This is a genomic window from Rhodococcus koreensis (assembly GCF_900105905.1).
Classification (GTDB): domain Bacteria; phylum Actinomycetota; class Actinomycetes; order Mycobacteriales; family Mycobacteriaceae; genus Rhodococcus_F; species Rhodococcus_F koreensis.
The window spans coordinates 1,858,876-1,885,699 of record NZ_FNSV01000005.1 but is presented as its reverse complement, the minus strand read 5'-3'; the positions used below and the strand labels follow the sequence as shown (position 1 = coordinate 1,885,699).

The 26,824-nt window shown below is 68.4% G+C and carries 23 protein-coding genes; 18 read left to right on the top strand and 5 right to left on the bottom strand.

Annotated elements, in window-relative coordinates; genetic code table 11:
- Positions 1 to 70: 70 nt before the first annotated feature.
- From BLV94_RS13580 to BLV94_RS13565, 4 genes are read left to right on the top strand one after another with little or no spacing between them, the layout of a single operon-like run.
- The gene (locus BLV94_RS13580; RefSeq protein ID WP_005239684.1) at positions 71 to 1,132 is read left to right on the top strand and encodes a DNA-directed RNA polymerase subunit alpha; all 1,062 of its coding nucleotides are present in this window, start codon (positions 71 to 73) and stop codon (positions 1,130 to 1,132) included.
- A gap of 27 nt (positions 1,133 to 1,159) precedes the next feature.
- Positions 1,160 to 1,729: a 50S ribosomal protein L17 gene (rplQ, locus tag BLV94_RS13575; protein ID WP_011598158.1), complete on the top strand. Its 570-nt coding sequence runs from the start codon at positions 1,160 to 1,162 to the stop codon at positions 1,727 to 1,729.
- A 5-nt stretch (positions 1,730 to 1,734) separates the two neighbouring features.
- Positions 1,735 to 2,628 carry a tRNA pseudouridine(38-40) synthase TruA gene (gene truA / locus BLV94_RS13570; protein ID WP_174705528.1) on the top strand — a complete coding sequence of 298 codons (894 nt, stop codon included), beginning with the start codon at positions 1,735 to 1,737 and terminating at the stop codon, positions 2,626 to 2,628.
- Positions 2,629 to 2,677: 49 nt separating this feature from the next.
- Entirely contained in the window at positions 2,678 to 3,244 is a 567-nt protein-coding gene (locus BLV94_RS13565; RefSeq protein WP_072945714.1) for an NADPH-dependent FMN reductase, read from the top strand.
- Here BLV94_RS13565 and eccE read toward each other — a convergent pair.
- The gene (eccE, locus tag BLV94_RS13560; RefSeq protein ID WP_072945716.1) at positions 3,241 to 4,890 is read right to left on the bottom strand and encodes a type VII secretion protein EccE; all 1,650 of its coding nucleotides are present in this window, start codon (positions 4,888 to 4,890) and stop codon (positions 3,241 to 3,243) included. The genes BLV94_RS13565 and eccE overlap by 4 nt on opposite strands.
- A 112-nt stretch (positions 4,891 to 5,002) precedes the next feature.
- Here eccE and eccB point away from each other — a divergent pair, with 112 nt between their 5' ends.
- On the top strand, positions 5,003 to 6,493 hold the full coding sequence (gene eccB / locus BLV94_RS13555) for a type VII secretion protein EccB (RefSeq protein ID WP_072945718.1): 1,491 nt from the start codon (positions 5,003 to 5,005) through the stop codon (positions 6,491 to 6,493).
- Positions 6,494 to 6,555: 62 nt separating this feature from the next.
- Here eccB and mycP read toward each other — a convergent pair whose 3' ends face one another.
- Both mycP and eccD read right to left on the bottom strand, forming a co-directional pair.
- A complete protein-coding gene (mycP, locus tag BLV94_RS13550; protein WP_072945721.1) occupies positions 6,556 to 7,947 on the bottom strand; it encodes a type VII secretion-associated serine protease mycosin in 1,392 nt (463 codons plus the stop codon).
- Positions 7,944 to 9,416, bottom strand: a complete 1,473-nt coding sequence (eccD, locus tag BLV94_RS13545; RefSeq protein ID WP_072945723.1) for a type VII secretion integral membrane protein EccD — start codon at positions 9,414 to 9,416, stop codon at positions 7,944 to 7,946. Before eccD ends, mycP begins: the two co-directional genes overlap by 4 nt.
- 283 nt (positions 9,417 to 9,699) lie before the next feature.
- Here eccD and eccCa point away from each other — a divergent pair, with 283 nt between their 5' ends.
- The 4 genes from eccCa to BLV94_RS13525 all read left to right on the top strand — a co-directional run bounded on the left by eccCa (position 9,700) and on the right by BLV94_RS13525 (position 15,861).
- Positions 9,700 to 13,701 (top strand): type VII secretion protein EccCa, encoded by a 4,002-nt coding sequence (gene eccCa / locus BLV94_RS13540; RefSeq protein ID WP_072945726.1) that lies wholly within the window; start codon positions 9,700 to 9,702, stop codon positions 13,699 to 13,701.
- Positions 13,683 to 15,086 carry a type VII secretion-associated protein gene (locus BLV94_RS13535; RefSeq protein WP_244163590.1) on the top strand — a complete coding sequence of 468 codons (1,404 nt, stop codon included), beginning with the start codon at positions 13,683 to 13,685 and terminating at the stop codon, positions 15,084 to 15,086. The genes eccCa and BLV94_RS13535 overlap by 19 nt, the downstream gene beginning before the upstream one ends.
- Before the next feature lie 132 nt (positions 15,087 to 15,218).
- Positions 15,219 to 15,536, top strand: a complete 318-nt coding sequence (locus BLV94_RS13530) for a WXG100 family type VII secretion target (protein WP_015889935.1) — start codon at positions 15,219 to 15,221, stop codon at positions 15,534 to 15,536.
- A 43-nt stretch (positions 15,537 to 15,579) separates the two neighbouring features.
- Positions 15,580 to 15,861 (top strand): WXG100 family type VII secretion target, encoded by a 282-nt coding sequence (locus tag BLV94_RS13525; protein WP_072945730.1) that lies wholly within the window; start codon positions 15,580 to 15,582, stop codon positions 15,859 to 15,861.
- Between the two features lie 80 nt (positions 15,862 to 15,941).
- On the opposite strand, the gene BLV94_RS13520 is transcribed toward BLV94_RS13525, so the two are convergent.
- Positions 15,942 to 16,394 carry an Lrp/AsnC family transcriptional regulator gene (locus BLV94_RS13520; RefSeq protein ID WP_072945733.1) on the bottom strand — a complete coding sequence of 151 codons (453 nt, stop codon included), beginning with the start codon at positions 16,392 to 16,394 and terminating at the stop codon, positions 15,942 to 15,944.
- An 81-nt stretch (positions 16,395 to 16,475) separates the two neighbouring features.
- On the opposite strand from BLV94_RS13520, the gene ddaH reads away from it, so the two are divergent.
- From ddaH to BLV94_RS13475, 8 genes are all read left to right on the top strand, one after another.
- Positions 16,476 to 17,381, top strand: coding sequence for a dimethylargininase (gene ddaH, locus BLV94_RS50870; RefSeq protein ID WP_072945824.1), 906 nt, complete (start codon positions 16,476 to 16,478; stop codon positions 17,379 to 17,381).
- Positions 17,382 to 17,387: 6 nt separating this feature from the next.
- The gene (gene rocD / locus BLV94_RS50865) at positions 17,388 to 18,614 is read left to right on the top strand and encodes an ornithine--oxo-acid transaminase (RefSeq protein ID WP_072945735.1); all 1,227 of its coding nucleotides are present in this window, start codon (positions 17,388 to 17,390) and stop codon (positions 18,612 to 18,614) included.
- A gap of 168 nt (positions 18,615 to 18,782) precedes the next feature.
- Positions 18,783 to 19,226: a 50S ribosomal protein L13 gene (rplM, locus tag BLV94_RS13505; RefSeq protein ID WP_005239728.1), complete on the top strand. Its 444-nt coding sequence runs from the start codon at positions 18,783 to 18,785 to the stop codon at positions 19,224 to 19,226.
- Complete coding sequence (gene rpsI / locus BLV94_RS13500; RefSeq protein ID WP_043825651.1) at positions 19,223 to 19,759, top strand: 30S ribosomal protein S9; 537 nt, start codon at positions 19,223 to 19,225, stop codon at positions 19,757 to 19,759. Before rplM ends, rpsI begins: the two co-directional genes overlap by 4 nt.
- Before the next feature lie 137 nt (positions 19,760 to 19,896).
- A complete protein-coding gene (glmM, locus tag BLV94_RS13490; protein ID WP_072945738.1) occupies positions 19,897 to 21,234 on the top strand; it encodes a phosphoglucosamine mutase in 1,338 nt (445 codons plus the stop codon).
- A gap of 89 nt (positions 21,235 to 21,323) precedes the next feature.
- Positions 21,324 to 21,632 (top strand): type VII secretion target, encoded by a 309-nt coding sequence (locus BLV94_RS13485; RefSeq protein WP_072945740.1) that lies wholly within the window; start codon positions 21,324 to 21,326, stop codon positions 21,630 to 21,632.
- The gene (locus tag BLV94_RS13480; RefSeq protein WP_244163589.1) at positions 21,629 to 23,794 is read left to right on the top strand and encodes a hypothetical protein; all 2,166 of its coding nucleotides are present in this window, start codon (positions 21,629 to 21,631) and stop codon (positions 23,792 to 23,794) included. The genes BLV94_RS13485 and BLV94_RS13480 overlap by 4 nt, the downstream gene beginning before the upstream one ends.
- Positions 23,791 to 24,012 (top strand): hypothetical protein, encoded by a 222-nt coding sequence (locus tag BLV94_RS13475; protein WP_244163588.1) that lies wholly within the window; start codon positions 23,791 to 23,793, stop codon positions 24,010 to 24,012. Before BLV94_RS13480 ends, BLV94_RS13475 begins: the two co-directional genes overlap by 4 nt.
- Positions 24,013 to 24,019: 7 nt before the next feature.
- On the opposite strand, the gene BLV94_RS13470 is transcribed toward BLV94_RS13475, so the two are convergent.
- Complete coding sequence (locus tag BLV94_RS13470; RefSeq protein WP_072945747.1) at positions 24,020 to 24,856, bottom strand: dienelactone hydrolase family protein; 837 nt, start codon at positions 24,854 to 24,856, stop codon at positions 24,020 to 24,022.
- 97 nt (positions 24,857 to 24,953) lie between these two features.
- Here BLV94_RS13470 and glmS point away from each other — a divergent pair, with 97 nt between their 5' ends.
- A complete protein-coding gene (glmS, locus tag BLV94_RS13465; protein ID WP_072945749.1) occupies positions 24,954 to 26,816 on the top strand; it encodes a glutamine--fructose-6-phosphate transaminase (isomerizing) in 1,863 nt (620 codons plus the stop codon).
- Positions 26,817 to 26,824 lie beyond the last annotated feature (8 nt).

The window sequence follows — 26,824 nt, the reverse complement described above, 5'->3', positions numbered from 1 at the left end:
GCGCACGGGCACGAAGTGCCTTTCCCATCGTGGGCGTCAAATAGCGGACGCCCGTACAGGAGGAAATCCAATGCTCATTTCTCAGCGACCCACGCTGACCGAAGAGGTCATCGCTGACAACCGCTCGAAGTTCGTCATCGAGCCCCTCGAGCCAGGCTTCGGGTACACACTCGGCAATTCGCTCCGCCGTACGCTGCTCTCGTCGATTCCCGGCGCTGCTGTCACCAGCATCCGCATCGACGGCGTTCTGCACGAGTTCACCACAGTTCCCGGTGTGAAGGAAGATGTCACCGACATCATCCTGAACCTCAAGGGTCTCGTCGTGAGCTCCGAAGAGGACGAGCCGGTCACCATGTACGTCCGCAAGCAGGGCCCCGGCGCTGTGACCGCAGGCGACATCGTGCCCCCGGCCGGCGTCACCGTGAACAACCCGGATCTGCACATCGCCACCCTGAACGACAAGGGAAAGCTGGAGATCGAGCTCGTCGTCGAGCGCGGTCGCGGCTACGTCCCCGCCGTCCAGAACAAGGCGTCCGGCGCCGAGATCGGCCGTATCCCGGTCGACTCGATCTACTCGCCGGTGCTCAAGGTCACCTACAAGGTGGAGGCCACCCGCGTCGAGCAGCGCACCGACTTCGATCGGCTCGTGCTCGATGTGGAAACCAAGAACTCCATCACCGCTCGGGACGCGCTCGCTTCGGCGGGCAAGACCCTGGTTGAGCTCTTCGGCCTGGCCCGTGAGCTGAACGTCGAAGCAGAAGGCATCGAGATCGGACCCTCGCCCGCCGAGGCCGATCACATCGCTTCGTTCGGACTGCCCATCGAGGACCTGGACCTGACGGTCCGTTCCTACAACTGCCTCAAGCGCGAAGGTGTTCACACCGTCGGTGAGCTTGTCGGCCGTACCGAGTCCGATCTGCTCGACATCCGCAACTTCGGACAGAAGTCCATCGACGAGGTGAAGGTCAAGCTGCATTCGCTCGGCCTGGCCCTCAAGGACAGCCCCGCGTCCTTCGATCCCACCACCGTTGCCGGCTACGACGCCGCCACCGGAACGTGGAGCGACACGGACGCCGGTTCCTTCGGTGATGCCGAGGGCACCGAGGACTACGCCGAGACCGAACAGCTGTAGCTCACGGTCCTTTACTAGGAGATCATCATGCCCAAGCCCAAGAAGGGTGCTCGCTTCGGCGGGTCGGCTTCGCACCAGAAGGCGATCTTCGCCAATCTGGCTACCGCGCTCTTCGAGCACGGCCGCATCACCACCACGGAGTCCAAGGCCAAGGCCCTGCGCCCGTACGCCGAGAAGCTCGTCACGCACGCCAAGGCCGGAACCCTGGCTCACCGTCGCGAGGTTCTGAAGGTCATCCGCAACAAGGATGTCGTGCACACCCTGTTCGCGGAGATCGGCCCGTTCTACGCCGATCGTGACGGCGGCTACACCCGCATCATCAAGACGGTCCCCCGCAAGGGTGACAACGCGCCGATGGCGATCATCGAGCTCGTCAAGGAGAAGACCGTCACCTCCGAGGCCGACCGTGCTCGTCGCGTGAAGGCATCGCAGGATGCGCCGGCTGCTGCTCCCGCCGAGGAGAACGTCGTCGAGGCCGTCGAGGCCGAGGCAACCGACGCCGAGGTCGAGAACGCTGACGCCGTCGTCGAGGCCATCGAGGACGAGACCGCCACCGCGGCCGACGCTCCCGAGGCCGAAGAGGCCAAGAAGGACTAGTCCACTTGGTTTCGGCACACGCTGAATCGAACGAGCCCGTCGTCCCCCCGGGGGACGGCGGGCCCGTTTCGTATGAGACCCGTCGCTTGCGCCTGGACATCGCGTACGACGGAACCGATTTCTCCGGGTGGGCCCGCCAGAACGGCCTGCGCACGGTGTGCGGGGAGATCGAGGAGAAGCTCGGCGCCGTCCTGCGCACGCCGTTGCAGCTCACGGTGGCGGGGCGGACCGACGCCGGCGTCCACGCCACCGGTCAGGTCGCGCACGTCGACGTTCCGATCGACGCCCTGCCGGAAGACCCGTCCCGGCTGGTCCGCAGGCTCGCGCGCTTTCTGCCGAAGGATGTGCGGATCAAGCGGATCTCCTTCGCGCCCGAACACTTCGATGCACGGTTCTCCGCGATGCGGAGGCACTACGAGTACCGCCTGACATCGGCGGTCTACGGTGCCGACCCGCTCCGAGCGAGGGACACCGTGTCGTATCCGAAGGTCCTGGACCTCGAACTCATGCGCTCGGCGTCCGCGATGCTGCTGGGACTGCACGACTTTGCGGCGTTCTGCAAACGCCGGGAAGGGGCCACCACGGTCCGCGATCTCCAGCGTTTCGATTGGGAACGCGACGGCGACGTGTTCACCGCCTTCGTCAGCGCCGACGCGTTCTGCTGGTCGATGGTGCGCAGTCTCGTCGGTGCGGTTCTCGCCGTGGGGGAGGGCAGGCGCGATCTCGGCTGGATCGAGGGTCTCCTCCGCGAGAAGTCGCGGTCGAGTTCGATTCTGGTGGCCCCCGCGCACGGACTGTCCCTGGTGCGGGTCGACTACCCCGAAGACGCGGATCTGGCGGCACGCAACCAGATCACCCGGGACGTTCGGACCGTGCCCGGCGGCTGCTGCGGCGACTGAAGCCGGATCGTCGACCTCCAGGATTGCCCCGGAAAGAAGGAGTGTGTTCATGACCGCAGTCGAGCCCGTCCGACTCGAGATCATCATCGGGTCCGTCAGAGTGGGCCGGATCGCTCCCGTCGTCGCCGGCTGGTTCGCCGAACGTGCGCGCGCCTACCCGGGACTGGACGTGGGGGTCATCGACCTCGCCGACACGCCGTTGCCGCAGGATCTCGGCGATTCCCCGGTGACGGACGAATTCCGCGAGCGGGTGGGCCGAGCCGACGGATTCGTGGCCGTCACCTCCGAATACAACCACGGCTACCCTGCGGCGCTGAAGACCGCGTTCGACAGTCTCAAACACGAATGGCGTTCGAAGCCCATCGGTTTCGTGTCGTACGGTGGGCTGGCCGGCGGGCTCCGGGCCACCGAACAGCTACGCCAGGTGGTGGCGGAACTGCACATGGTGTCGGTCCGGCAGAGTGTGAGCTTCCACCGGGTGCGCAAGAGATTCGACGACCAGGGGCAGACCACCGACGGCGCCGCCATCGACTCGGCGGACCGCATGCTGGCCCAGTTGGTGTGGTGGGCCGACGCGGTCCGGGTTCAGCGCGAGACCGCGCCGTACCCCGGCTAGTACTGGTAGGCGGGCGGGTACTCCTCCACCGCGCGCGGGCGGCCGATGAACGCAGTCTCGGACGAGATCGTGACCAGCATCAGTTCGATGCTCGTCCCTCCCGTCGACAGAAGAATCCGGTCGCCGAGAGCATTCGGCTGGACGATGGACAGGTCCGGTTCGGCGCCGGGCCACTGACTCGGCTCCCCGTACAGGTAGATCGCTGTGACCCCGGCGCGGTGCGGCAGCGCGTTGACGCCGTCGAACACCACCGTGTTGAACCTATTGTCGGACTGCGGGTTGTGACCCGCGATGCGCAACCGGTCAGGCGTGGCGATGGAGTCGATCAACGACGACCACGCGTCGGGCCGATCGGTGTGGATGAGCACCCGGGCACCTGTTGCAACGGCGCGGAACACCAGTTGCTGGGCGAGGTACAGCTCGCCCGCCACATAGACCATGCCGACGCCGGGACCTGCGATGCGGGCGGTGATTCCGTGGCCGTAGTCGTCGGAACCGATGAGCTGGCCGCACCCCGCCGGTGGCAACTGCAAGGCGCGCAGTTCCTCGACGGACATGTCGGTCAACGGCATCACGTCGTCGAGGTCCGACATCGCGAGGGGGAGATTGGACAGCAGCCCGTCCTTGTGCCTGCCCTGCATCGAGACGAGCCCGGGAATCGCGAGCGGCGCGGGCATCGTCCGGGTGGTCACCCGGCAGGCCGCACCGATCTTCACCTGGCCGTCGTACCCGCTGGGGCGGAGACGGATCGTCACCGTCGTGCCGAGGCTCGACGGAACCCACAGCTTCGCGAGCAGATCTCTCGTCAGGTACCGCGGGTCGACGCCGTAGCCGGTGTTGCACACTCCGGGCAGCGGCGCCTGCTTCCACGTCTGCGTGAAGGTTTTCGGGTCGACGCCGCGACTGATCTGCAGCGCGGCGGAGTCGATCTCGGGGGCGGTGAGAATCCGCGCGCGGCAGCCGGAATCGGCGAGGGCGCGCACGACCCGGCCGGCCGCGATCGTGATCGCGCGGGAAGCGCCTTCCTCGCCGCCGCCTCGCCGGGCCACAGCCGCGACGCTCTCGGTGGCGTCGAATCGCAGGGCGAGCCAGACCATCCGGGTCGCCGTCGCCGGGAGCGGTCCGACCAGTCTGTCGTACACATCGGTCGCGGGTGTGCCTGCCGCGGCGCGATAGCCGTGGCTGACGATGTCGATTCCGGTCAGCGAGATGTCGTGCTGCACGAGGCACGCGGCGAGCGCGTCGGTGGGGAGTTCGTGCGTCGTCTGGAAGCCGTCACGGGTGATCTGGGTGAGACTGCCCGCGGGAGGAAGGACCTCGACGACGGCGACCACGTTCCCCCCGTCCCAGCGGAGCCCGACGGACTGGCCGGTCGGCGCCTGGAAACCGACGGTGCGGGACTCCGTCCGGCCGGGTTCGGTGCAGTACCGCCAGTACGTCCGGGCCCAGTCCAGGCTCGACCAGCCGCCTACCCGGACGAGCGCGGCGACGACGAGAAGGACGGCAAGTGCGACGGCGCCCCACCAGACCAGCCCGCACAGCGAGGCCACGACGCCGCCGGTCACCCCCAGAAGTTGTGCGATGATCACCTCGGTCGCCGAGAACCGAAGAGACGACGGCCGACGTGTGACGCGTGAGCGGTCCATGGTTCCTCCCCCGAATACCTGAACCCAGCAGACCCGTACCCGTCCGCCGTGAAGATTGTCGATGGAACTGTACTGTGTCACCCCGAGCGCTGTGCAGCACGGGGGAGGAACAATGGCTGTAACACCCACCACCCGGTGGCAGGTCAACGGGTATCGCTTTCTGGTCAGAAGGATGGAGCACGCCCTGGTGCGTCGCGACGTCCGAATGTTGCACGACCCCATGCGGTCGCAGTCACGCGCGCTCGCGGTGGGGGTTGTGATCGCGTCACTCGGCCTCGCCGGGTGCGCAGCGCTGGCGCTGTTCCGTCCGCAGGACAAGATCGGTGACGCGTCGATCGTCGTCGGCAAGGACTCGGGCGCAATGTTCGTCGTCATGGGCGACACTCTCCGTCCCGTTTTGAATCTCGCGTCCGCCCGGCTCATCGTCGGAAAGTCCGAGAATCCGGTGATCGTCAAGGAATCCGAACTCGACACCCGCGCGCGCGGTGCCCTCGTCGGGATCCCCGGCGCGCCGTCGGCGCTGCCTGCCGGAGACCCCGGGGCGAAGACCCCGTGGACCGTGTGCGATTCGATCGCGGCCGACGGAAATCATTCCGTCACAACATCGGTCATCGTCGGGAAGACGGAGGGTTCCGACGGCGGCGGGTCCCTCACGGGAGATCAGGCACTGCTTGCGTCGACCTCCGACGCGTCGTACCTGATCTACGGCGGCAAGCGGGCCAGGGTCGACCTGGACGACCCTGCTGTCACCCGTGCGCTGGGCCTCGAAGGCGCCCGGCCGCGTCCGGTGAGCAAGGGCCTCGTCAACGCCATCCCCGAGGTGCCGCCACTCGCGGCTCCCGTCATTCCGGGGGCCGGAAGCAGCCCTCGGTATCCGTTGCAGGACAAGGTCGTGGGATCGGTGTTCACGGCGCTGATCGGCTCCGAGGCCACCCACTACGTGGTCCTTCGCGACGGAATCCAGAAGATCAGCTCGGCCGTCGCGAACCTGATCTTCCTGTCGGACTCGCACGGCGACACCGAGATGTCGAGCGTCCCGCCGGACGCCACCAAGCGAATCCCCTCCGTGGAACAGATTGAGGTGGACAGCTTTCCCGAGTCGGCGCCCACGATCGTCGATGCCTCCGACAGTCCCGTGAGCTGCCTGACGTGGAAGCCTCTCCGTGCACCGGACGAGACCGGCTCGAGTGGTCCGGCGGCCGAACTGTCGCTGGTCGCGGGCCGCGCCCTCCCGATCCCGGGCGACGCCCGCGCGGTCGAACTGGCCCAGGCGGACGGCGCGGGCGACAACGCCGACACGGTCTATGTACAACCGGGAACCAGCGGTTTCGTGCAGTCCACCGGCATCGAGCCCACGAGCACGCGACGTGACAGCTGGTTCTTCGTCGCGGACACGGGAGTTCGGTTCGGTATCCCGGACAGGGACGCGGACAAAGACTCTGCCAAGGCATTGGGGCTCGACGGCGCCCAGCCTCTCGCGCCCTGGCAGATACTCGCCCTCCTGGCGCAGGGCCCCTCGCTCGGAAAGTCGTCGGCGCTCGTTGCACACGACGGTGTCGCACCGGACCTCGACCCTGCCGCTGTCGCGTCAGGATCCAGATAGGAGTTCGCGGGGGAGGACGCGGTCTCGTTCAGGCGTCCGCATCCTCCCCGTCGGGCGGAGGGTCAGTTCCGGTCGGTCGCCGAGCGGAACCGGCGGCGGAGCGGGAACGACGCCAGGACGCCGAGCACGAGCAGTGCGCTCAGCGTTCCGGTGGCCGCCACTGCGACGTTGCGCGGCCGATGGTCCGGGGGAGCAGCGGCCGGAAGCTCCTCGATCGCGACGGAATTCGACTGATCGACGATGGCATCGTCGAGGGGAACGTCGGCGGTGACTGCCGCCAGCGGATCGATGATCCCGTGCCCGACCGACGGATTCCACCCCTCTGCCGGAGCATGCGCCGTGGCCTCGATGCGGGCCATGACCTGCTGTGCGGACAGTTGCGGGAACCGCGAACGAACCAGGGCGACGGTCGCCGAGACGTACGGGGCGGCGAAACTCGTTCCCTGCACCGGCTCCGCGTTGCCCTCTGGGGCGTACACCGTGTTCGTCAGGTCGCCGGTGGTCGGGTGCAGTGACGTGAGACCGGTTCCCGGGGCTGCGACGTCGACCCACGGACCGGCCAGGCTGAAGTCGCTCGCCGAACCGTTTGGCTCGACGGAGCCGACGGTGAGCACGTAGTCGTCGTACCAGGCGGGACTCGCGATGGTGCTGACGGAGTCCCACAGATCGGCGCCGGGCCGGAGGGGGTCGACCGGTGGATTCTGAATCTTGCAGTCTCCGGAACCGAAGTTGCCTGCTGCCGCGACCACCACGGCGTTGTGCACCGTGACGGCGTACTTCACGGCAGCTCCCACGTACCGGTCGCCGCTGCCGATCCCCTCCGTAGCGGTCTTGCACGCGACCTCGGAGATGTTGATGACGGTCGCACCCTGGTCGGCCGCACGCCGGATCGCCGTCGCCATCGTCACAACGTTTCCGTATCCGCCGACCGAGTTGCCGGCGTTGTCGACCTCGTCGGCCTGGCCGGCGGGGTTGTACGCATTGCTCGACTGCCGGATCGACAGGATCCGCGAATCCGGTGCGCCACCGGAGAAACCGGAGCCGGGCACCTGCGAGGCGCCGATCAACCCGGCGACGAGAGTGCCGTGCGCGTCGCAGTCGACCGTTCCGGTCTGCGTCCCCACGAGGTCGCCGCCGTCCACGAGTCCGGGGAGACGGGGGTGCCGCGAGACGCCGGTGTCGATCACCGCGACGATCTGACCGGCGCCCCTCGTGATCGGCCAGACCGACTGGAAGTCGAGGTCGCGCTGGGCCGCCGGGACGTCGGGGCCGTCGGGCACGCGCACGGCATCTTTGCAATTGCGGCGTAGCTCGGCCTTCTGGCGGTCCGTCGGTGGAACAAGTCCGACGTCCACGGGAGCGGGCACCACAGCCGAGGCGCCGCCCTGACCCACGGCGGCGGTGACCGCCACGATCGCGGTGGCCAGGACGACGCGGGTGAGCCGGCGCCTCACAGTCCACGCATCAGCGAGTAGAGACCGGTCACCCAGCACACCAGCGGGACGATCGACGCGATCACCGCCAGATCGATGAGCTCGGCCACCCGCCGCATCACGGGCGAGAACGTCCGGCGGGGGGCGAGGATTCCCAGCACCAGCCCGCCGACGGCGAACAGGATCGCGACCGCGAACGATGCGATCGCGAAGTCGGGTACGGCGACAGCCGCGGCGGTGAGCAGCAGAACCAGTATCGTCACCCCGCCCGCGATCAGCGGAACGGCCTGCTCGGCGCTGCTGTATGTGCGTCCCCGGAACATCAGGACGGTGGCGGTGGCGACGGCGAGAGCGAGTCCGGGCCAGAAGATTCCGTCGTGCACGCCCGGGTGCGCCGCGACGAGGGCGCCGGTCACGGCGAGTGCCGTCATCGCGCCGACCAGGCCCGTGAGGTACTTGCGGGCACGTGCCGCTCGCTGTGCGAGGGAGTCGAACGAGGGCATCGTCACCTCGTCGTCCGGGTCGTCCTCGGACGGATCGACCGACGTGCCCGGAGCGGGGACCGGGGGCAGCGGAAGCTTCGCCAGCAGTATCGACACCCGGGCCGAGAAGGCGAGTCCGATCAGCGCCGCCGCCACGAGGCCCGCGCCGACCGCGGCGGTCGGGTTGCCGAACAGCGTGGCCACGAGCGCGGCGATCGATCCTAACAGGGACGTCACCGACAGTGCCGTGAACAGTCGCAGCCCGACCCCGCCCAGTCGTAACGCCAGAACGGCGGTGGTACCGGCCAGCGCGAGCCCGAGGAGCAGGTGCGCAGCGCCGAGATCGCCCGGCACGAACAGAATTCCCGCGGCGAACGAGAGGGGAACGGCGCATCCGCTGAGGACCACGGAACTGGGCGCGTCGCCGTAGACGCGGCCGGTGACCGCGCCGGCGATCAGGAACAGCAGGGCCGTCGCGACGGCACAACCCGCCCCCAGGAATCCTTCCGTCCCCGCCCCGGACCACAACAGTGCGAACGAACCGACGACGGTGCCGAGCACGGCGGCGACGGAGCCCACGACCCGTGCGGAACCCCGGGTCCACTCGCGGTCGCCCTCGGCGTCGGCGATCGCCACGTTGTACATGATGTCGTCGAACAGCGGCGGCGGTGCGCCGGCGTGCACACTCTGCAGCACGAGGAGATCCCCGTCGCGGATTCCGTGCTCGTGCAACGTCAACGTGGTCGAGAGCGGCGAGTGCCCGATCTTCGCGAGAACCCACTCGCTCGGTTCGTACTGTTCGAGGGAGTCGTCGAAATCGTTGGTACTGCGATGGGTGCGAATGGTGTCGACGATCCCCGGAACGAGGATGGCAAGCGGCACACCGAACGGCACGGCCATGTCGACCTGCGAATGCGTCGACAGGACGGTGATGCGGCACAGATCGGCCGCGGCACCGGGACGGGTGGACGAAGCGGATCCCCGCGATTCGTCATGGGTGACGGACACTGCGATTCCCCCAACTCTTCCGACGCACAACCCCATCTGCGCCGTTACGACACCGATCGACGACAGATCACGGATCGTCGTCCGGTTTGATCACGGGTGACCTTACGACACTGCGGGCGGTGCCTCCAGTGTCCACCAGGGCACGACCTCCTATATGCCCGATCGCCCTCCATGGGTTAGTGTCTGACTTCGCGGATCGAGCCCAGGGGGGCGGACCCGGAGTTTCGGGATCGGATCGGCTGCACGGTTTTTTCGGGGCGGTTGTAGTCATGGGGGGCGAGTAGTGAGCACTATTCGATTCGTGCGCAAAGCGCGACGGGAAGTACCACGCATTCCGGGCGGCGAAGTGAGCTTGCAGGCTCCGCCCGAGATTCCACGTCTGGTTCCCGGAAACCTTCTGACCAAGCTCCTTCCCGTGGTCATGGTCGTCGCCATGGTCGGGATGATGGCCCTGATGTTCTCGTCGGGCATGGCCCGCAATCCGATGTCGATGCTCTTTCCCGTCATGATGATGGTGTCGATGCTCGGCATGCTGGCAGGCGGCGGCCGTGGTGGCCCGAAAGCGGCGGAGGCCAACGAGGACCGCAAGGACTACCTGCGCTACCTCGATCAGCTGCGGCGCGACGTCAACGAGACCGGCGGGCAGCAGCGAAAAGCGCTCGACTGGAGTCACCCCGAACCCGGTCTGCTGTGGACCCTCGCAGGCACGGCTCGCATGTGGGAGCGCCGTATCACCGACCCCGACTACTGCCACGTGCGCGTCGGCCGGGGAAGCCAGCGCCTCGCGACCCGCCTGATCGCGCCGGAGACCGGACCGGTGGAGGATCTGGAACCGGTTGCAGCGGTGTCGCTTCGTCGCTTCGTCCGCGCGCACTCCGTCGTTCAGAACCTGCCCACCGCGGTGTCGCTGCGCGGCTTCGCGGCCATCTCCGTCGAAGGGGACCGCGGTACCGCACGGTCCCTGGTGCGGTCGATGCTCATGCAGTTGTGCGCATTCCACGGCCCGGACAATCTCCTGGTCGCCGTCGTGTGCGGTCCCGACACGGAGCACGAGTGGGACTGGGCGAAGTGGCTGCCGCACGCGCAGCATCCGGATTCGTCCGACGGTGTCGGTTCGTCCCGCATGATCTACGGCTCGATCCTCGAACTCGAATCCGCGCTCGGCCCCCAGCTGTCGATGCGAAACCGGTTCTCGCGCAACGCGCCCGCCGCGCCCGGTGTTCCGCAATTCGTCATCGTCGTCGACGGAGGGATTCTCGAGGGCGAATCGGGGATGATCACCGACGGCGGCGTCGACTCGGTCTCCGTTCTCGACATCAGCGGTTTCTGCCCGCGACTGACGGCCACGCGTGGCCTCCAACTCGTCGCGCAGGACGGATCCCTCGGCGCCCGCAGCGGAGTCGGAGTGGAGATGTTCGCGACAGCGGACCTCGTCAGCGCTCACCAGGCGGAAACACTGGCCCGGCGACTCGCGCCGTATCGGACGGCGTCGCATACGGCAGTGGACGCCGGCGACGACGATCAGCCGGTCCAGACGTGGAGCCAGATGCTGGGAATCGGCGACGTCGGCCGTCTCAACCCGGATCACGCGTGGCTGCCCCGCCAGGGCCGCGACCGGCTGCGGGTCCCGATCGGTGTGGGAGTGGACGGTCACCCGGTCGAGATCGACCTGAAGGAGTCGGCCGAGAACGGAATGGGGCCCCACGGACTGTGTATCGGAGCCACCGGTTCCGGTAAATCGGAGTTCCTGCGGACGTTGGTGCTCGGGCTGATCTCGACGCATTCGCCCGAGGCGCTCAACCTCGTCCTCGTCGACTTCAAGGGCGGCGCCACGTTCCTCGGCCTCGAGGACGCGCCGCACGTCGCCGCGGTGATCACCAACCTCGCCGAGGAACTCGCGATGGTCGACCGGATGCGGGACGCCCTCGCCGGTGAGATGAACCGACGCCAGGAACTTCTGCGCTCCTCCGGGAACTTCGCGAACGTCACCGAATACGAGAAGGCCCGCCAGGCCGGCGCCGACCTCGACCCGCTGCCCGCGCTGTTCATCGTCGTCGACGAATTCTCCGAACTGCTCAGCCAGCAGCCCGAGTTCGCGGACCTCTTCGTCGCCATCGGCCGACTCGGCCGGTCGCTGCACATCCACCTGCTCCTGGCGAGTCAGCGGCTGGAAGAGGGCAAACTGCGAGGCCTCGACAGCCACCTGTCGTACCGGATCGGCCTCAAGACGTTCTCGGCCAACGAATCGCGCACCGTGCTCGGTGTACCGGACGCCTACCACCTGCCCGCGACCCCGGGCGCCGGATACCTCAAATGCGATTCCGCGGAGATCGTCCGCTTCCAGGCCTCGTACGTGTCCGGCACCTACGAGGGCGGTCGCGTCGACAACGTGCGGCGCCCCGGTGAGGCGGCGGTCGACCTGCGGCCGAAGATCTTCACGGCCGCACCCGTCGCCGTCGACGTCGTCGAGATCCACGACGAACCACAGTCACTCCACCTGACCGAGGTGGCGGCGGAAACCCGCACCACCATCGACGTCGTGGTCGAACGGATCAAGGACCGCGGACCGCGCGCCCACGAGGTGTGGCTGCGGCCCCTCGACGCCGCGCCGACCCTCGACCAGATGCTGCCGAGGTCCGTTCTCACCGAACCGGTTCCCGCACTGAGTTCGCTGCGTGCACCGATCGGGATCATCGACAGACCCTACGACCAGCGGCGCGACCCGCTCGTCGTGGATCTGTCCGGGTCCACCGGCAACATGGCCGTGGTGGGTGGACCACAGTCGGGCAAGTCCACTGCGATCCGCACGCTCATCACGTCGCTGGCCGCCACCCATTCCGCGGAGCAGGTGCAGTTCTACTGCCTCGACTTCGGTGGCGGCACGCTCGCCGGACTGTCGGGACTACCGCACGTCGGATCGGTCGCCAACCGCCTCGACGTGGACCGGGTGCGACGCACCGTCGCCGAGATGAACACCATCGTGCGTCAACGCGAGGAGCGTTTCCGCGAACTCGGGGTCGAGTCGATGGCGGAGTTCCGCCGTCTACGTGCCTCCGACCCCGGCAGCGGCGGCCCGGCTGCGGGGGTCGCGCAGGACCCGTTCGGCGACGTGTTCCTGGTGATCGACGGGTTCGGCAGCATCCGTCAGGATTTCGAGGCTCTCGAACAGCAGATCACCAACCTTGCGTCCCAGGGGTTGTCGTACGGCGTGCACGTGGTCCTCACGGCGTCACGGTGGGGCGAGGTCCGGCCCGCGCTCAAGGATCAGCTCGGCACGCGCATCGAGCTGCGGCTCGGTGACCCGTCGGACTCGGACCTCGGTCGCAAGACCGCGGCACTCGTTCCCGAAGGCAGGCCCGGACGCGGCATGACCCGCGACAGCCTGCATCTGCTCATCGGGTTGCCGAGGTTCGACGGGAGCTCGGATCCGACCGCCCTGGCAACCGGGGTGGCGCACGCGGTGTCCGCCGTCGCCGCCGCGACCCACGGCAGGCCCGCTCCAAAGGTGCGAATGCTGCCGGCACAGATCGCCCGCGAAGACCTGCTCCACGCTGCCGGGGGGTGGCCGTCCTACCTGGACCCTGCGCAGGCATGTCTGCAGATTCCGATCGGCCTCGACGAGGCCGAGTTGGCCCCGATGTTCCTGAACTTCGCCGAGCAGCCCCACTTCCTGGTTTTCGGCGACACCGAATGCGGTAAGACGACGCTCCTGCGGAACATCTGCGAGGGCATCATGGCGTCGAACACGAGCAAACAGGCGAAGATCATTCTCGGCGACTATCGGCGCACGATGCTCGGTGTCGTCGAAACGGAGCACCTCGCCTCGTACGCACCGTCCGAGGACTTGCTGGGGACGAACATGAGGGATCTCGCGTTCCTGCTGAAGGAGCGCATGCCGGGTCCCGGGTTCAGCCGCCAGCAGCAGCGCGACCGGTCCTGGTGGTCGGGCCCCGAAATCTTCGTCGTCATCGACGACTACGACCTCGTCGTGACCTCGAGCGGGAACCCCGTCTCCGCGATCGTCGAATTCCTGCCGCACGCCCGCGACATCGGATTCCACCTGATCATCGCGCGACGCTCCGGCGGTGCGGCACGGGCGATGTACGAGCCGGTCATCGCACGCCTGCGTGATCTGCAATCCACGGGCCTCGTGATGAGCGGCAACCGGGAGGAGGGCAACCTCATCGGCACCGTCCGTCCGAGCGCGATGCCTCCCGGGCGCGGAACGCTGGTCAACCGTGCGGGTACCGGCCTGATCCAGCTCGCGTGGATGCCCCCGCTGTGATGTCGTCGGTCGCGATTCACCTCACTGAATCCGGCATGTGGTCCTGCGTGCAGGGCGTGACGAGGGCGGTACGCGAGACGACGCCGCTGTGCTTCGTCGACGACGAGTACGTCGACGTCGACGGTGGTGTTCTCGCGGTGTCCGACGCACTGACCGCGGTGTACCGGTCTGTGATCGGCGGTGCGGGGGAGGCGTTGCCGATCGCGACGGCGGTACTGTCGCACCCGACGGAGTGGGGTTCCGCGCGGCAGAATGTGCTCGCCGCCGCGGGTTCACGGGTTGCCGCCGACACCGTGCTGGTTCCGGTCGCGGTGGCGGCGGCCGAGGGTGCTGTTTCTTCCGGCGGTCGATGGCTGGTGCTCGAAAGCCGGACGATGGGCGCGACGGCCAGTTACGTGGTCGGTGAGGTCGGCGGATACCGGGTCGTCGCATGCGAGCACGACCCGTCGCTCTGCGCGGACGAGGGGATCGACGAGTGGGCTGCGGCGATCGCGGAACTCGGTGCGCGGGCCCGCGGTGATCGCCCGGTCGACGGAATCCTCCTGACGGGGGCCGGAGATTCGCAGGAGCGCGCATCGATGCGGGACGCCGTGGTCGCGGTCGCGCCCGCGAACACCGATGTCCGGATCGTCACCGGAGAAGAGATTGCCCGGGCACTCGTCGTCGGCGTGGTCGACGCCGACGAAGCGCCGACGACGATGGCTGTCCTGCAGTCGAACTGGCTCGAACCGGCACTGCAGGGGTCGGATCGCGGGGGCCGGCGGAACGTGCGGCCCACTTTTCTCGCGGTGGCTGCGGTGCTGGCAGTGGTCGTCGGGGCCGTTCTCGTCTTCACACTTCGCGACCCCGACCCCGGCACCGAAACGGTCCGCGCACTCGACGCGAGTGCGGCACCGGCGGCCCCGGCCCCGACGCTCACGCGGTCCGCGGTGCCGACGACCACCACGACCGACGCCAGCCTCGAGGTGGGCGGCATTCGTGTAACGCTGCCGAGCGGATGGAAGGAGCGGGCACCCGCGTCGAACTCCGCCGTGCCCCGGCTGGAATTGGTGCCGGCAGGTGGGGCCGACAGGCGAATCATCATCACGCAGAACGCGGTTCGAGAGGGTTCCGGATACGACGAGGTGGCGGCGACGCTCGCGTCGAAGATCGCGCAGCGCGGCCGGCCCGAACTGTTCGGCGAACTCGAGCGCGACGTCGTGTTCGGAGGCAGACCCGGCATCGCGTACAGCGAGTTCCCCGACGAGAGTTCCGCGGTGCGATGGCACGTACTCGTCGAACGCGACCTCCAGGTGAGCGTCGGCTGCCAGTTCCTGGCCGAGGAGTGGGAGTCGATCGAGAGCGTGTGCGAGGACGTCGTGCGGTCGCTGGTGATCGTCCGGTGATCCCGTTCTCTTCGCCGAGAAATCTTCCACGGAGGTGGAACCGATTGGGCGGATGACGCGTCCAATCTTGTGTAGGGGTGAATTCGGGCAGTCCAGTGGGGGCCGCCGCACCGAGAGCAGAAGGAGTCACACATGGCGGGAGTTGTTACCGATGTCGGCCAGATGGAGGTCGCGGCCAATCACGTGCAGACGGTGAACAGCCAGCTGCAGGGCACGATCAACAGCCTCAAGGGTCGTTGCGAGGAGTCGTCTTCGGCGTGGCAGGGTGGAGCGCAGACGGCGTTCATGAACCTGATGGCACGGTACGGAGATGCCTCGCGCCGTATGCAGGAGTCGCTGGACGAGATTGCGGTGAAGATCCGCGAGAACGGCAAGGGTTACGACGCCGCCGAGCAGGCCAACCAGGATGCGATCCATTCGGCTGGAGCCTCGGGATCGCTCGACATCTAGCGCCGGCACCGAGAACAGTTACGAAGCTCGAGGGGAGCACCGAATGTTGAAGTACGGATTTGCCGAGTTGCAGGCGCTGGCGGCCGACATCAAGTCGAACGAAGCGAAGCTGCGCGAGACGCACGACGAGCTCAAGGGCTACGTCAACGGCCTCGTGGCGCAGTGGGAGAGCGGTGCGCGGGACAACTACCAGGCTGTGCAGGCCAAGTGGGACAGCTCTCACGAGGATCTGCTCCAGGTCCTGCAGACGATCTCGAAGGTCGTCCAGGACGGCGCCATCGACATGCAGTCCGCGGAAGACCGGAACGCCACGGCCTGGCTCTGATCTTCGCGTGACACACCCGAGTGCCCCAGCAATCCACGGTTGCTGGGGCACTGTCGTCGCCGCCGTGTACGACGAGGGGATCAGTCGGCGGGCGGTATCAGTCGGCTGAGGACGACGCTGCTCTTGGTCTGGAGGACGGCCGGCTCCGACCGCAGGTTCTCCAGCGTTCGTTCGAGGTGTGCGGTGTCGGTGGTGCGGACGCGGAGCAGGGCGTTGGCGTCGCCGGTGACCGTGTACGCCTCCTGAACCTCGGTGTGGCGGGACACGATCCGCGCGATCTCCACGGCCGACGTGCGACCGCTGCAGTACAACTCGACGAACACCTCGACGCCCGGGCCGAGGGCGCGGGGATCGAGCGCCGCATGGAATCCGGTGATCGCTCCGGACTCGACCAGTCGATCGACCCGGCGCTTCACGGCCGGTGCGGACAGCCCGACCTCGGCGCCGATGGTGGCGAAGCTGGACCGTGCATTGCGCTCCAGTCGCGCAACGATCCGCCGATCGAGCCCGTCCAGACGCAACGAATCATCCATGTGATGGAACGCTAGCGCATTGATCAGGCCTTTTGGTGGGTGGATACTGATGTCACCGACACCGATCGAGGGGGAGTGGAGATGGCGCCCACTGCTGGTATCGAGTCCGAGAGCCCCTATGAGGAGCCGGCGGTCGCGCCGGGCGACGCCGTCCGCCACGCCCACCCGCGGACCTACCTGATGTGCCCGCCCACGTATTTCGACGTCGTCTACGCCATCAACGACTGGATGCGCCCCGGTGAACCCGTGGACCGGGACCGTGCGATGTCGCAGTGGTCCGCGCTCGCGGACACCTACCGGCGGCTCGGCCACGAGGTGCTGACGATCGACCCCGTCGAGGGGCTCCCGGACATGGTGTTCGTCACCGACAGCGGACTCGTCGTCGACGGCGTCGCTCTCGGCGCCCGGTACCGGACCGCCGAGCGACGCGCCGAGGCCGAACACGTGTTCCGGTGGTTTCGGGACAACGGGCTGATCAGGCCCACCCTGCCGCGGTACGTCAACGAGGGGGAGGGCGACTTCCTCGTCGTCGGCGACGTGATCCTCGCTGGAACCGGGTTCCGGTCCGACCCACGGTCGCACGCCGAGGCGTCGGCGCACCTCGGTCGTCCGGTGATCACCCTGAACCTGGTGAACCCGCGCTACTACCACCTCAACACCGCGCTGGGCGTGCTCGACGACAGCACCATCGCGTACCTGCCCTCCGCGTTTTCGCCCGACAGTCGCGACGTGCTGGGGCGAATGTTCCCCGATGCGGTGATCGCCGCCGGGACGGACACCGACTGGCTCGGACTCAACCTGGTCAGCGACGGCGCCAATGTGGTGTTGCCCGTGCAGGCTTCACACCTCGCCGACCAGCTGTCGGACCGCGGGTACGAACCCGTTCCGGTCGACTACTCGGAATTCCTCAAATCCGGTGGCGGAATCAAGTGCAGCACTTTGGAGCTCCGCGGCTTCCGCGGGATCCGGGACGAAAGTCAGGGGTGACCAGCAATGTCGGACGGTGTCGTTTCCGTGTCGGATGCCACGCGTGAGCAGCTGAAGAGGGCCGAGGAGCACAGCGCCCACAACTACTCCCCGCTGCCGGTCGTGATCGAATCGGGTGCCGGCGCATGGGTGAAGGGAATCGACGGCGTCGACTACCTGGATGTGCTCGCCGGTTACTCGGCACTCAACTTCGGCCACGCACACCCCGCGCTCGTCCGGGTGGCGCGCGAACAACTCGGCCGGCTCACCCTGACCAGCCGCGCGTTCCAGCACGACCGTTTCGCTACCTTCTGCGAGGACCTGAGCCGGCTGTGCCGGAAGGACGCGGTGCTGCCCATGAACACGGGCGCCGAGGCCGTCGAGACCGCGCTGAAACTGGCCCGTAAGTGGGGGTACGACGTCAAGGGTGTGCCGCCGGGGCGCGCCGAGGTAATCACGTGCGCCGGGAACTTCCACGGCCGCACCATCACGATCGTCGGGTTCTCGTCCGATCCGGACGCGTACGCCGGGTTCGGTCCGTACCCGGCAGGGTTCTCGTCCGTCGAATACGGGAACGCGGCGGCGCTCGAGGCCGCGATCACCGAGAACACGGTGGCCGTGCTCCTCGAACCGATCCAGGGTGAGGCCGGAGTCCTGGTGCCGCCCCCGGGCTACCTCGCGGCGGTCCGGGACATCTGTACCCGGCGCGGAATCCTGATGATCGCCGACGAGATCCAGAGCGGGCTCGGACGGACCGGCGACACGTTCGCGTGCGACCACGAGAACGTGACCCCCGACGTGTACGTGCTGGGCAAGGCGCTCGGCGGCGGCCTGATGCCGGTCTCCGCCGTCGTCGCCGACTGGCCGGTGATGGCGGTGATAGGCCCCGGGCAGCACGGCAGCACGTTCGGGGGTAACCCGCTCGCCTGCGCGGTGGGCAGTGCGGTGGTGGACCTGCTCGAGACCGGCGAATATCAGGAGCGAAGCCGTGAACTGGGCGCCTACCTGCACGACATGCTGTCGCAGTTGCCTCCCGAACACGTGTCGGAGGTGCGCGGGCGCGGACTGTGGGCCGGTGTGCAGCTCGCCGACGGTATGCCGGCCGCCCGGACGATCTGTGAAAGACTCCTGGCGCGCCGGGTCCTCGCGAAGGACGCGCACGAGGGCACGATCCGCATCGCCCCGCCGCTGGTGATCGAACGCGACGAGCTGACGTGGGCCGTCGAACAGCTCGCCGATGCGCTCGCCGAGTGAGTTTTGACCCTGGGGCGCCCTGACCGGTATTGTTCTCCGTTGGCGTGCCGTGCGCCGCTGCGTCTCCGTGTCGCAGTGGCTGGCGGTTCTCGGGTCTCAACTGGCCGCCGGGAATCGCTCGACGATACGCAATGGCCAGCAGCGGATTGAACAAGACGAGGAAGTTCTGTGTCTACGTACACCCCGAAGGCCGGAGATGTGACCCGCACGTGGCACGTCATCGACGCCACTGACGTGGTGCTCGGCCGCCTTGCCGTCCAGGCAGCCAACTTGCTGCGCGGCAAGCACAAGCCCACCTTTGCACCGCACGTTGACGGCGGCGACTTCGTCGTCATCATCAACGCCGAGAAGGTCGCGATCAGCGGCAACAAGCGCGAGGGCAAGTTCCTCTACCACCACTCCGGACACCCCGGTGGTCTGAAGTCCCGCTCCGTCGGTGAGGTTCTCGACAAGAACCCCGACCGCCTCGTGGAGAAGGCCATCGTCGGCATGCTCCCCAAGAACAAGCTGGGTCGCGCCATCAGCAGCAAGCTGAAGGTCTACGCGGGCCCGAACCACCCCCACGCCGCGCAGCAGCCGGTGCCATTCGAGATCAAGCAGGTGGCCCAGTGACGGCGCCGGAGGAGCAGAACGTGTCCAACCCCGAAGAGATCACCGAGGTTGTCGAGGTCGCGGCGGACGAGTACGTGTCCGTCGAGGAGCCCGAGGTCGCCGAGGACATCGAGGCCGCTGCTGCGCCGCAGGCCCCGATCGTGATCGATCGCCCCATCCAGACCGTCGGTCGTCGTAAGGAAGCGGTTGTCCGCGTCCGTCTGACCCCCGGTTCGGGCGACTTCAAGCTCAACGGCCGCACCATCGAGGACTACTTCCCGAACAAGGTGCACCAGCAGCTGATCAAGGCTCCGCTGGTCACGGTCGAGCGTGCCGAGTCCTTCGACATCGTGGCGCTGCTGCACGGTGGCGGACCGTCCGGACAGGCCGGCGCCCTGCGTCTCGCCATCGCCCGCGCGCTCATCGAGGTCACCCCCGAGGACCGTCCGGCTCTCAAGAGCGCCGGCTTCCTCACGCGTGACGCCCGCGCCGTCGAGCGCAAGAAGTACGGCCTGAAGAAGGCCCGCAAGGCATCTCAGTACTCGAAGCGCTGATGTGTCGCCGAAGCCGCCCTCCGGGGTCGGCTTCGGCACCTGTTCTTCCCGAGAGCAGGCGTCCATCGTTACCGGACGCCTGCTCTCGTGCTTTATCCGAGATGTAATGGGTTTTCTAGGTGCGAGGGGTCTGGTCTATGGGTCGATTGTTCGGGACGGATGGGGTTCGTGGTCTCGCGAATACCGAGCTGACCGCCGAGCTGGCGTTGCAGGTGGCCTCCGCCGCAGCGACGGTGCTGGCGTCGCCGGGTTCGGGCGGACGCAAGACGGCCGTGGTCGGCCGTGACCCGAGAGCCAGCGGCGAAATGCTCGAGGCGGCGGTCGTCGCGGGCCTGACGTCTGCCGGCGTCGACGTCCTGAACGTCGGGGTGCTGCCGACGCCTGCGGTGGCGTTCCTGACCGCGGAACTGGACGCGGCTCTCGGTGTCATGATCTCCGCCTCGCACAATCCTATGCCAGACAACGGCATCAAGATCTTCGCGGCAGGCGGACACAAACTCGACGACGAGGTGGAAGACCGGATCGAGTCCGTCGCCACCGGCACCGCGACACGGCGGGCGCCGACCGGGGCCGGGATCGGACGTGTCCGCACGGTGCCGGACGCCGCGGACCGGTACCTGCAGCACCTGACCACCGCACTCCCGAACAGCCTCGACGGACTGACCGTGGTGGTCGACTGCGCGCACGGCGCGGCCTCGGATGTCGCCCCCGCCGCCTACCGGGCCGCCGGCGCCACGGTCGTCGCGATCAACGCCGAACCCGACGGACTCAACATCAACGAGAACTGCGGATCGACGCACCTCGAGGGTCTGCAGAAGGCCGTCGTCCGGCACGGCGCCGACCTCGGGCTCGCGCACGACGGGGATGCGGATCGATGCCTCGCCGTCGACGCAGCCGGTTCCCTCATCGACGGCGACGCCATCATGACCGTGCTCGCCCTCGGCATGCGTGATGCGGGCGAACTGGTGGACGACACCCTCGTCGCGACCGTCATGAGCAATCTCGGTCTGCACATCGCCATGCGCGAGGCCGGAATCTCGCTGGTCACCACGGCGGTCGGTGATCGCTACGTCCTCGAGGGACTCCGATCCGGCGGGTTCAGCCTGGGCGGCGAACAGTCCGGTCACGTCGTGTTCCCCGCCTTCGGCACCACCGGTGACGGAGTGCTGACGGGACTGCGGCTGATGGGCCGGATGGCGGAAACCGGGCAGCCGATCGCGGAACTGGCGTCGGCGATGACGACGCTCCCGCAGGTCCTGATCAACGTGAAGGTCGCCGACAAGCGTGCCGTCGCCGCGTCCCCGGTCGTGCTCGACGCAGTGCTGGCCGCGGAGCGCAGCCTCGGTGAGAACGGGCGGGTGCTCCTGCGGCCGTCCGGCACCGAGCAACTCGTGCGGGTGATGGTCGAGGCTTCCGATCTCGAAGTGGCTCGTAAGCTCGCCGACGAACTGGCGGGTACCGTCGCCTCCGTGTGATGCGAGCGGACACAGCGCACCGATCGGCCGGGAACCGATCGGTGCGCTGTCGCGTCTAATGCAGTAGGTCGCGAAGAGAGGGTGGGGCAATGGGCGAGGGACTCGAGGTGGACGTCGCGGTGGTGACGGACGCGGGCACCAGGCTGCTGCGGTCGGCGGAGGTTCTGAGACAGCGGGCCGCCGAGACCGCCCGGCTGGAATTCGCCGGAGCGCAGGCGGGCCGCGACTACACCGCGAAGGGCGACGCGGTGCGGGACGCCCTCGGCGTCGTCGGGGGCGCGCTCGAGCAGTGGGCCGCGGACGCGGAATCGTTCGGTCACGCGTTCCGGGAGGCCGCGGCGCGCTACTCCGGAACGGACGCGAGCGTGGCCGCCGACGTGGACGGGGTGCAGTGGTGACCACGGATCCCAGAACGCTGATCGAAGACCCGAACCTGAGCCGCGAGTTCAAGGAGCAACTCCTCCAGGCGTGGGCCGCCTCCCGAGAGGAAGACGAGTCATCGTGGCAGCCGTACTTCGACGAGTACGGACTCGGCAAACGTGACCGGACGCCGTCCGCCGACCAGCGGTACGCGGCACTGCTCGAGCACGGCAGCGACGCCCAGACCGCCAACACATCCCGCATCGCGCTGGGAGAGCACCTGCGCCCGGATGCCCTCAACGATCCCGAGGACATGCTCGATCTCGGCGCTCACGGGCTCGAATTCTTCGAGTTGTTCCTCCCCGCCGCGAAAAAACTGGGATACGAATCCCTCGAACTCACCGACTACTACGCTCGGTTCGACGCCGAGCGGGGGATGCGCCTGCACGCGCTCGCCCGCGACATCGACACCCTCGGACGCAGCGTCGACACGGCCCGCACGGAACTCGACGACAACGAGAAATGCGTCACCGCGGTGCGAACCGGGTGGAGCGGAATCGCGGCCGCGGCAGCGATCGACGCCGCCGACCGCCGGAACGCTCAGGTCGCCGCCACCGTCGATCGGCTCGGCGACCTCGCCGAGGTGCTGTTCGAAGCGAACCTCACCCTGAGCGCCGCCGTGACGAACAAGGCGTACAAGGTGGTGTCGCTGCACCAGCCGACGGTCGGGGGATACAGCGCCGCGCAGATCGACGTCCTCGCGCAGATCTACGCCGAGGGCAAGGACGGCGAGAATTCCGTCGCGAAGGATTGCATGGAAGACGCGTCCTACTGGTTCCCCGAACTCGCCGACGACGACTACCGGCACGTGAACGGCCTGTACAAGGACGGGGGCGCCGGTGCGCTCCGCCGCCTCGACCGCGACGACGTGGTGCGGCGGGCCGCCGGAATCGCCAAGGACTGGCTCGACGCGAACTTCCGGCGCGTGTACGAGGAGAAGCAGCAGGAGTTCACCGCTGCCTGTGCGGACTGCGCCGATGCGGTGCACGCCGCCTACGACGCCGTCGTCGCCGAGGCGCGGTCGATCGAGGTGCAGCCCGGGTTCCGTCCCGAGGACACCCCCGAACCGGCGCCCGCGCCGAGTGCACCCGAGGTCCAGAACGCCGGCACCGTCCCGGCTGCGGCACCGGGACCTGCTCCCGCACCTGCTGCGCCGGCCGGACCGGCCGCGGCACCCGCGAACGACGGCCCCGCGTACGTCCCGCCTCGATCCGGTGGCGGCGACGCGACCACCGGTCCGGCGGCCGCCGCGCCCCCGATCGCTGCGGCTTCTCCGATCGGGGCTGCACAGCCGGCGCCCGTGGCCCCTCCGACGGCCACGGCGCCCATGACGACTGCCCCGGTCGCACCGGTCCCGCCCGCAATGCCCGGGCTTGCCGGGATTCCCGGGTCACTCGTGCCGGCACCGGGCGCCGTCCAGAGCACGGGAAACGTCCCCGGCCTGGGCGATCTGGTGCGGCAGGGCCTTTCGGGCGGTCTGGTCGATCTCGGTTCCATCCTGCGCCCGTTGATCGAGGACACCCTCTCGGGCCTCACCGACAGGGCCGACGAGGACGGGAACCCCGACGACCTCCGTGAAGAACTCGACGATCCGCCTGCGGACGAAGGCGAGCCGGCTCACGGCAAGAGTCTCGAACTGGACCTCGACGGACAGTCGTGGACGCTCGCCGTCGCTGCGGACGGTCAGGGGATTCATCTCGAGATGAGCGACGGACAGGGCGGGACGGCCAGATTCGGAGTCGAGATCGGCCCGGACGGTCTGCCGCAGATCCTCGCCGAAACCGCTGCCGCCGACGGAGACCCCGACGGTGCCGACTGCGCACCCGCCGAGCCCGACCCGGAATCGCGGGTCGACGCTGGAGCAGACGCGCCGCCGACGACGGCTGAAGACGGGCCGCCGCCGGACGGAGATGCCGGGGACGACGTGCCGGACCAGGAGGACGCACCGGCACCCGTGCCTGCCGGGGACGCCGCAACCGTCCCGCCACCGCAGGTGGTGACGATGCAGGAGGAGCCCGCCCCCGCGGCGCCCGACGCACCGGCCCCGCCGCAGGAACCGCGGTCTGCACCCGAACTCGCGACCGGTCCGGTCGCCGGACTCGACAGCGGCGCCGAGCTGGCCGAGGCCGGTCCACTGTGAGCCACCGAGCCGCCCAGTTGCGGGCACAACGGGCACAGATGCGCGCCGACCTGGAACTGTTCCGGGAGCGGATCGACGAAGCCAGAGCCAGAGACGAGGCAGCCGCAGCGAACCGCGGCCGTGCCGAGCCCGCGGCCGCAGTGCCGCCGGTGTTGCCGCCGCGACAGGGAACACTCGACGACGACGAGTTCTATCGCCCCCGCAGCTGGCTGGTGTGACCGGACCTCAGATGTGCGGGAGCACACCCTTGAAGCCCGCATCGGTGTGCTCCTCGTGCGGATCGACGAGGGTGGTGTGGGGAAGTTCGGCGTCCGCCTTCGCGAACACCTCATATTTCTTGTCCTCGGTGAGGTGGTAGAGCAGGAAGCCGGTCAGCAGCGCGCGGGTGATCTGCTGGGTCTTGCGTTCCGAACCGCCGATGCCGAGTGCGCCCAGCAGGCGGCGACCTTCGGTGAGCCCGGACTCCGAGGCGCCGTTGACGGCGCGCAGGACATACTCCCCGCCCCACGCCTCGGCCAGCGCCTTGGCGTTGCTGTTCATGGTGTCGATGTCGGCCCCGGCCACGATGAGCCCCGGCGCTGTGATCTTGGACGCATACCTCTCGGCCTTCGGCGCGGTCGGCGCCGGGAACAACGCGGCCACCGCCGCCACGTCCCGCTGGGCGGCGGCGAGCACGGCCGCCCCTGCACCCATCCCGTGACCTGCGAAAGCGACGCGGTCGGGCCGCACGCTGATCTGCCCCGGACCGAGACGCACACCCACACAGATGTCGAGGGTGGCCCGCAGGTCGGTGGCGAGGCCGAGGTGGGAGGGCACGGGACCACGCTCGCTGTTGGGGGCGGCCACGACGATTCCCCATGACGCCAGATGCTCGAGTGTCTTCCGATAGTGGTCCACACCTGCCATCCAGCTGTGCGCGAACGCGACGGCGGGCAGGTTGAAGCCTGATTCGGGCGTGTACACGACGCCCGGCTGTCCGGCGAGGGCGAGGTCACCGCGCAGCACGCGGTGCGGTCCCCGCTTGGACAGTTCACGGGCCAGGGTCTTCGGTTTCGGCGCCACGGGGAGAACGTTATCCGATTCGCGGGCCGGCGAGAGAGCCGATGCGGCCCACACTCCGACTTCGCGGCGTCGCCCGGTCCAAGTACCCTGATGAACCATGTGCGGAATCGTGGGATACGTCGGCCACCGGCAGGCTCTGACTGTTGTGGTGGAGGCTTTGCGGCGAATGGAATACCGCGGATACGACTCTGCCGGCATCGCCGTGCTCGACGGGCAGGGTGGGATGGCGGTCGAGCGGAAGGCGGGGCGCCTCGCGAATCTGGAGGCCGAACTCGACGAGGTCGGGGCCGAGCACTTCACCGGGAGCACGGGGATCGGTCACACCCGGTGGGCCACGCACGGCAGGCCCACCGACCGCAACGCGCACCCGCACCGCGACGCGGGCAACACGGTCGCCGTCGTCCACAACGGCATCATCGAGAACTTCGCCCCGTTGCGGGCCGAACTCGAGCACGACGGAATCGACTTCGCCAGCGACACCGACACCGAGGTCGCGGTGCACCTCGTCGCGCGGGCGTACGCCTCCGGTGAGACGGCAGGCGACTTCGTCGCGAGCGCGCTGAGCGTGCTGCGCCGGCTGGAGGGTGCGTTCACCCTCGTCTTCACGCACTCCGACCACCCGGACACCATCGTCGCGGCGCGTCGCTCGACGCCCCTCGTCATCGGTGTCGGCGAGGGCGAGACGTTCCTCGGGTCCGATGTCGCGGCGTTCATCGAGCACACCCGCGACGCGGTCGAGCTGGGGCAGGACCAGGTCGTGGTGATCACCGCGGACGGGTACTCGATTCTGAACTTCGACGGGTCCGAGGCGCAGGGCCGCCCGTTCCGCATCGACTGGGACCTCGCCGCCGCCGAGAAGGGCGGCCACGACTACTTCATGCTCAAGGAGATCGAGGAGCAGCCGGCCGCGGTCGCGGACACCCTGCTCGGTCACTTCGCGGACGGGAAGATCGTTCTCGACGAGCAGCGACTGTCGGATCAGGAGCTGCGCGACGTCGACAAGGTCTTCGTCGTCGCCTGCGGCAGTGCCTACCACTCGGGGCTCCTCGCGAAGTACGCCATCGAGCACTGGACCCGGTTGCCCGTCGAGGTCGAGCTGGCCAGTGAGTTCCGCTACCGCGACCCGGTCCTGGACCGGTCGACGCTGGTGGTCGCCATCTCGCAGTCCGGTGAGACGGCCGACACCCTCGAGGCGGTGCGCCACGCCAAGGATCAGAAGGCGCGGGTGCTCGCGGTCTGCAACACGAACGGTGCCCAGATTCCCCGCGAGGCCGACGCTGTCCTATACACCCGGGCCGGTCCGGAGATCGGTGTCGCGTCGACCAAGGCGTTCCTCGCGCAGGTCACGGCGAACTACCTGGTCGGCCTGGCTCTCGCGCAGGCCCGCGGCACCAAGTACCCGGACGAGGTGGCACGCGAGTACGCCGATCTCGAGGCCATGCCCGATCTGGTGAGCCGGGTGCTCGAGACGGTGGAACCGGTGCGGGCGCTGGCACGGGAACTGGCGTCGTCGTCGACGGTGCTGTTCCTGGGCCGCCACGTGGGTTACCCCGTGGCGCTCGAGGGTGCGCTCAAGCTCAAGGAGCTGGCGTACATGCATGCCGAGGGCTTCGCGGCCGGCGAACTCAAGCACGGGCCGATCGCGTTGATCGAGGACGGGTTGCCGGTGATCGTGGTGATGCCGTCGCCGAAGGGGCGCGCGGTGCTGCACTCGAAGCTGCTCAGCAACATCCGGGAGATCCAGGCCCGCGGTGCGCGGACCGTCGTGATCGCGGAGGAAGGCGACGAGGCCGTGCGGCCGTTCGCCGACCACCTGATCGAGATCCCGTCGGCGCCGACGCTGCTGCAGCCGCTGCTGTCGACGGTGCCGTTGCAGGTCTTCGCGGCGGAGGTCGCGCAGACACGGGGCTACGACGTCGACAAGCCGCGTAACCTCGCCAAGTCCGTCACTGTCGAATAGGCGCGACG

Excerpts from the sequence above, each read along its gene's own strand:
- ddaH (WP_072945824.1), top strand. The coding sequence starts at position 16,476 with ATGGCGCCCACTGCTGGTATCGAGTCCGAGAGCCCCTATGAGGAGCCG.
- BLV94_RS13565 (WP_072945714.1), top strand. The coding sequence starts at position 2,678 with ATGACCGCAGTCGAGCCCGTCCGACTCGAGATCATCATCGGGTCCGTC.
- eccB (WP_072945718.1), top strand. The coding sequence starts at position 5,003 with ATGGCTGTAACACCCACCACCCGGTGGCAGGTCAACGGGTATCGCTTT.
- BLV94_RS13525 (WP_072945730.1), top strand. The coding sequence starts at position 15,580 with ATGTTGAAGTACGGATTTGCCGAGTTGCAGGCGCTGGCGGCCGACATC.
- glmM (WP_072945738.1), top strand. The coding sequence starts at position 19,897 with ATGGGTCGATTGTTCGGGACGGATGGGGTTCGTGGTCTCGCGAATACC.
- rocD (WP_072945735.1), top strand. The coding sequence starts at position 17,388 with ATGTCGGACGGTGTCGTTTCCGTGTCGGATGCCACGCGTGAGCAGCTG.
- rplQ (WP_011598158.1), top strand. The coding sequence starts at position 1,160 with ATGCCCAAGCCCAAGAAGGGTGCTCGCTTCGGCGGGTCGGCTTCGCAC.
- BLV94_RS13485 (WP_072945740.1), top strand. The coding sequence starts at position 21,324 with ATGGGCGAGGGACTCGAGGTGGACGTCGCGGTGGTGACGGACGCGGGC.
- BLV94_RS13520 (WP_072945733.1), bottom strand. The coding sequence starts at position 16,394 with ATGGATGATTCGTTGCGTCTGGACGGGCTCGATCGGCGGATCGTTGCG.
- BLV94_RS13530 (WP_015889935.1), top strand. The coding sequence starts at position 15,219 with ATGGCGGGAGTTGTTACCGATGTCGGCCAGATGGAGGTCGCGGCCAAT.
- eccE (WP_072945716.1), bottom strand. The coding sequence starts at position 4,890 with ATGGACCGCTCACGCGTCACACGTCGGCCGTCGTCTCTTCGGTTCTCG.
- BLV94_RS13580 (WP_005239684.1), top strand. The coding sequence starts at position 71 with ATGCTCATTTCTCAGCGACCCACGCTGACCGAAGAGGTCATCGCTGAC.
- glmS (WP_072945749.1), top strand. The coding sequence starts at position 24,954 with ATGTGCGGAATCGTGGGATACGTCGGCCACCGGCAGGCTCTGACTGTT.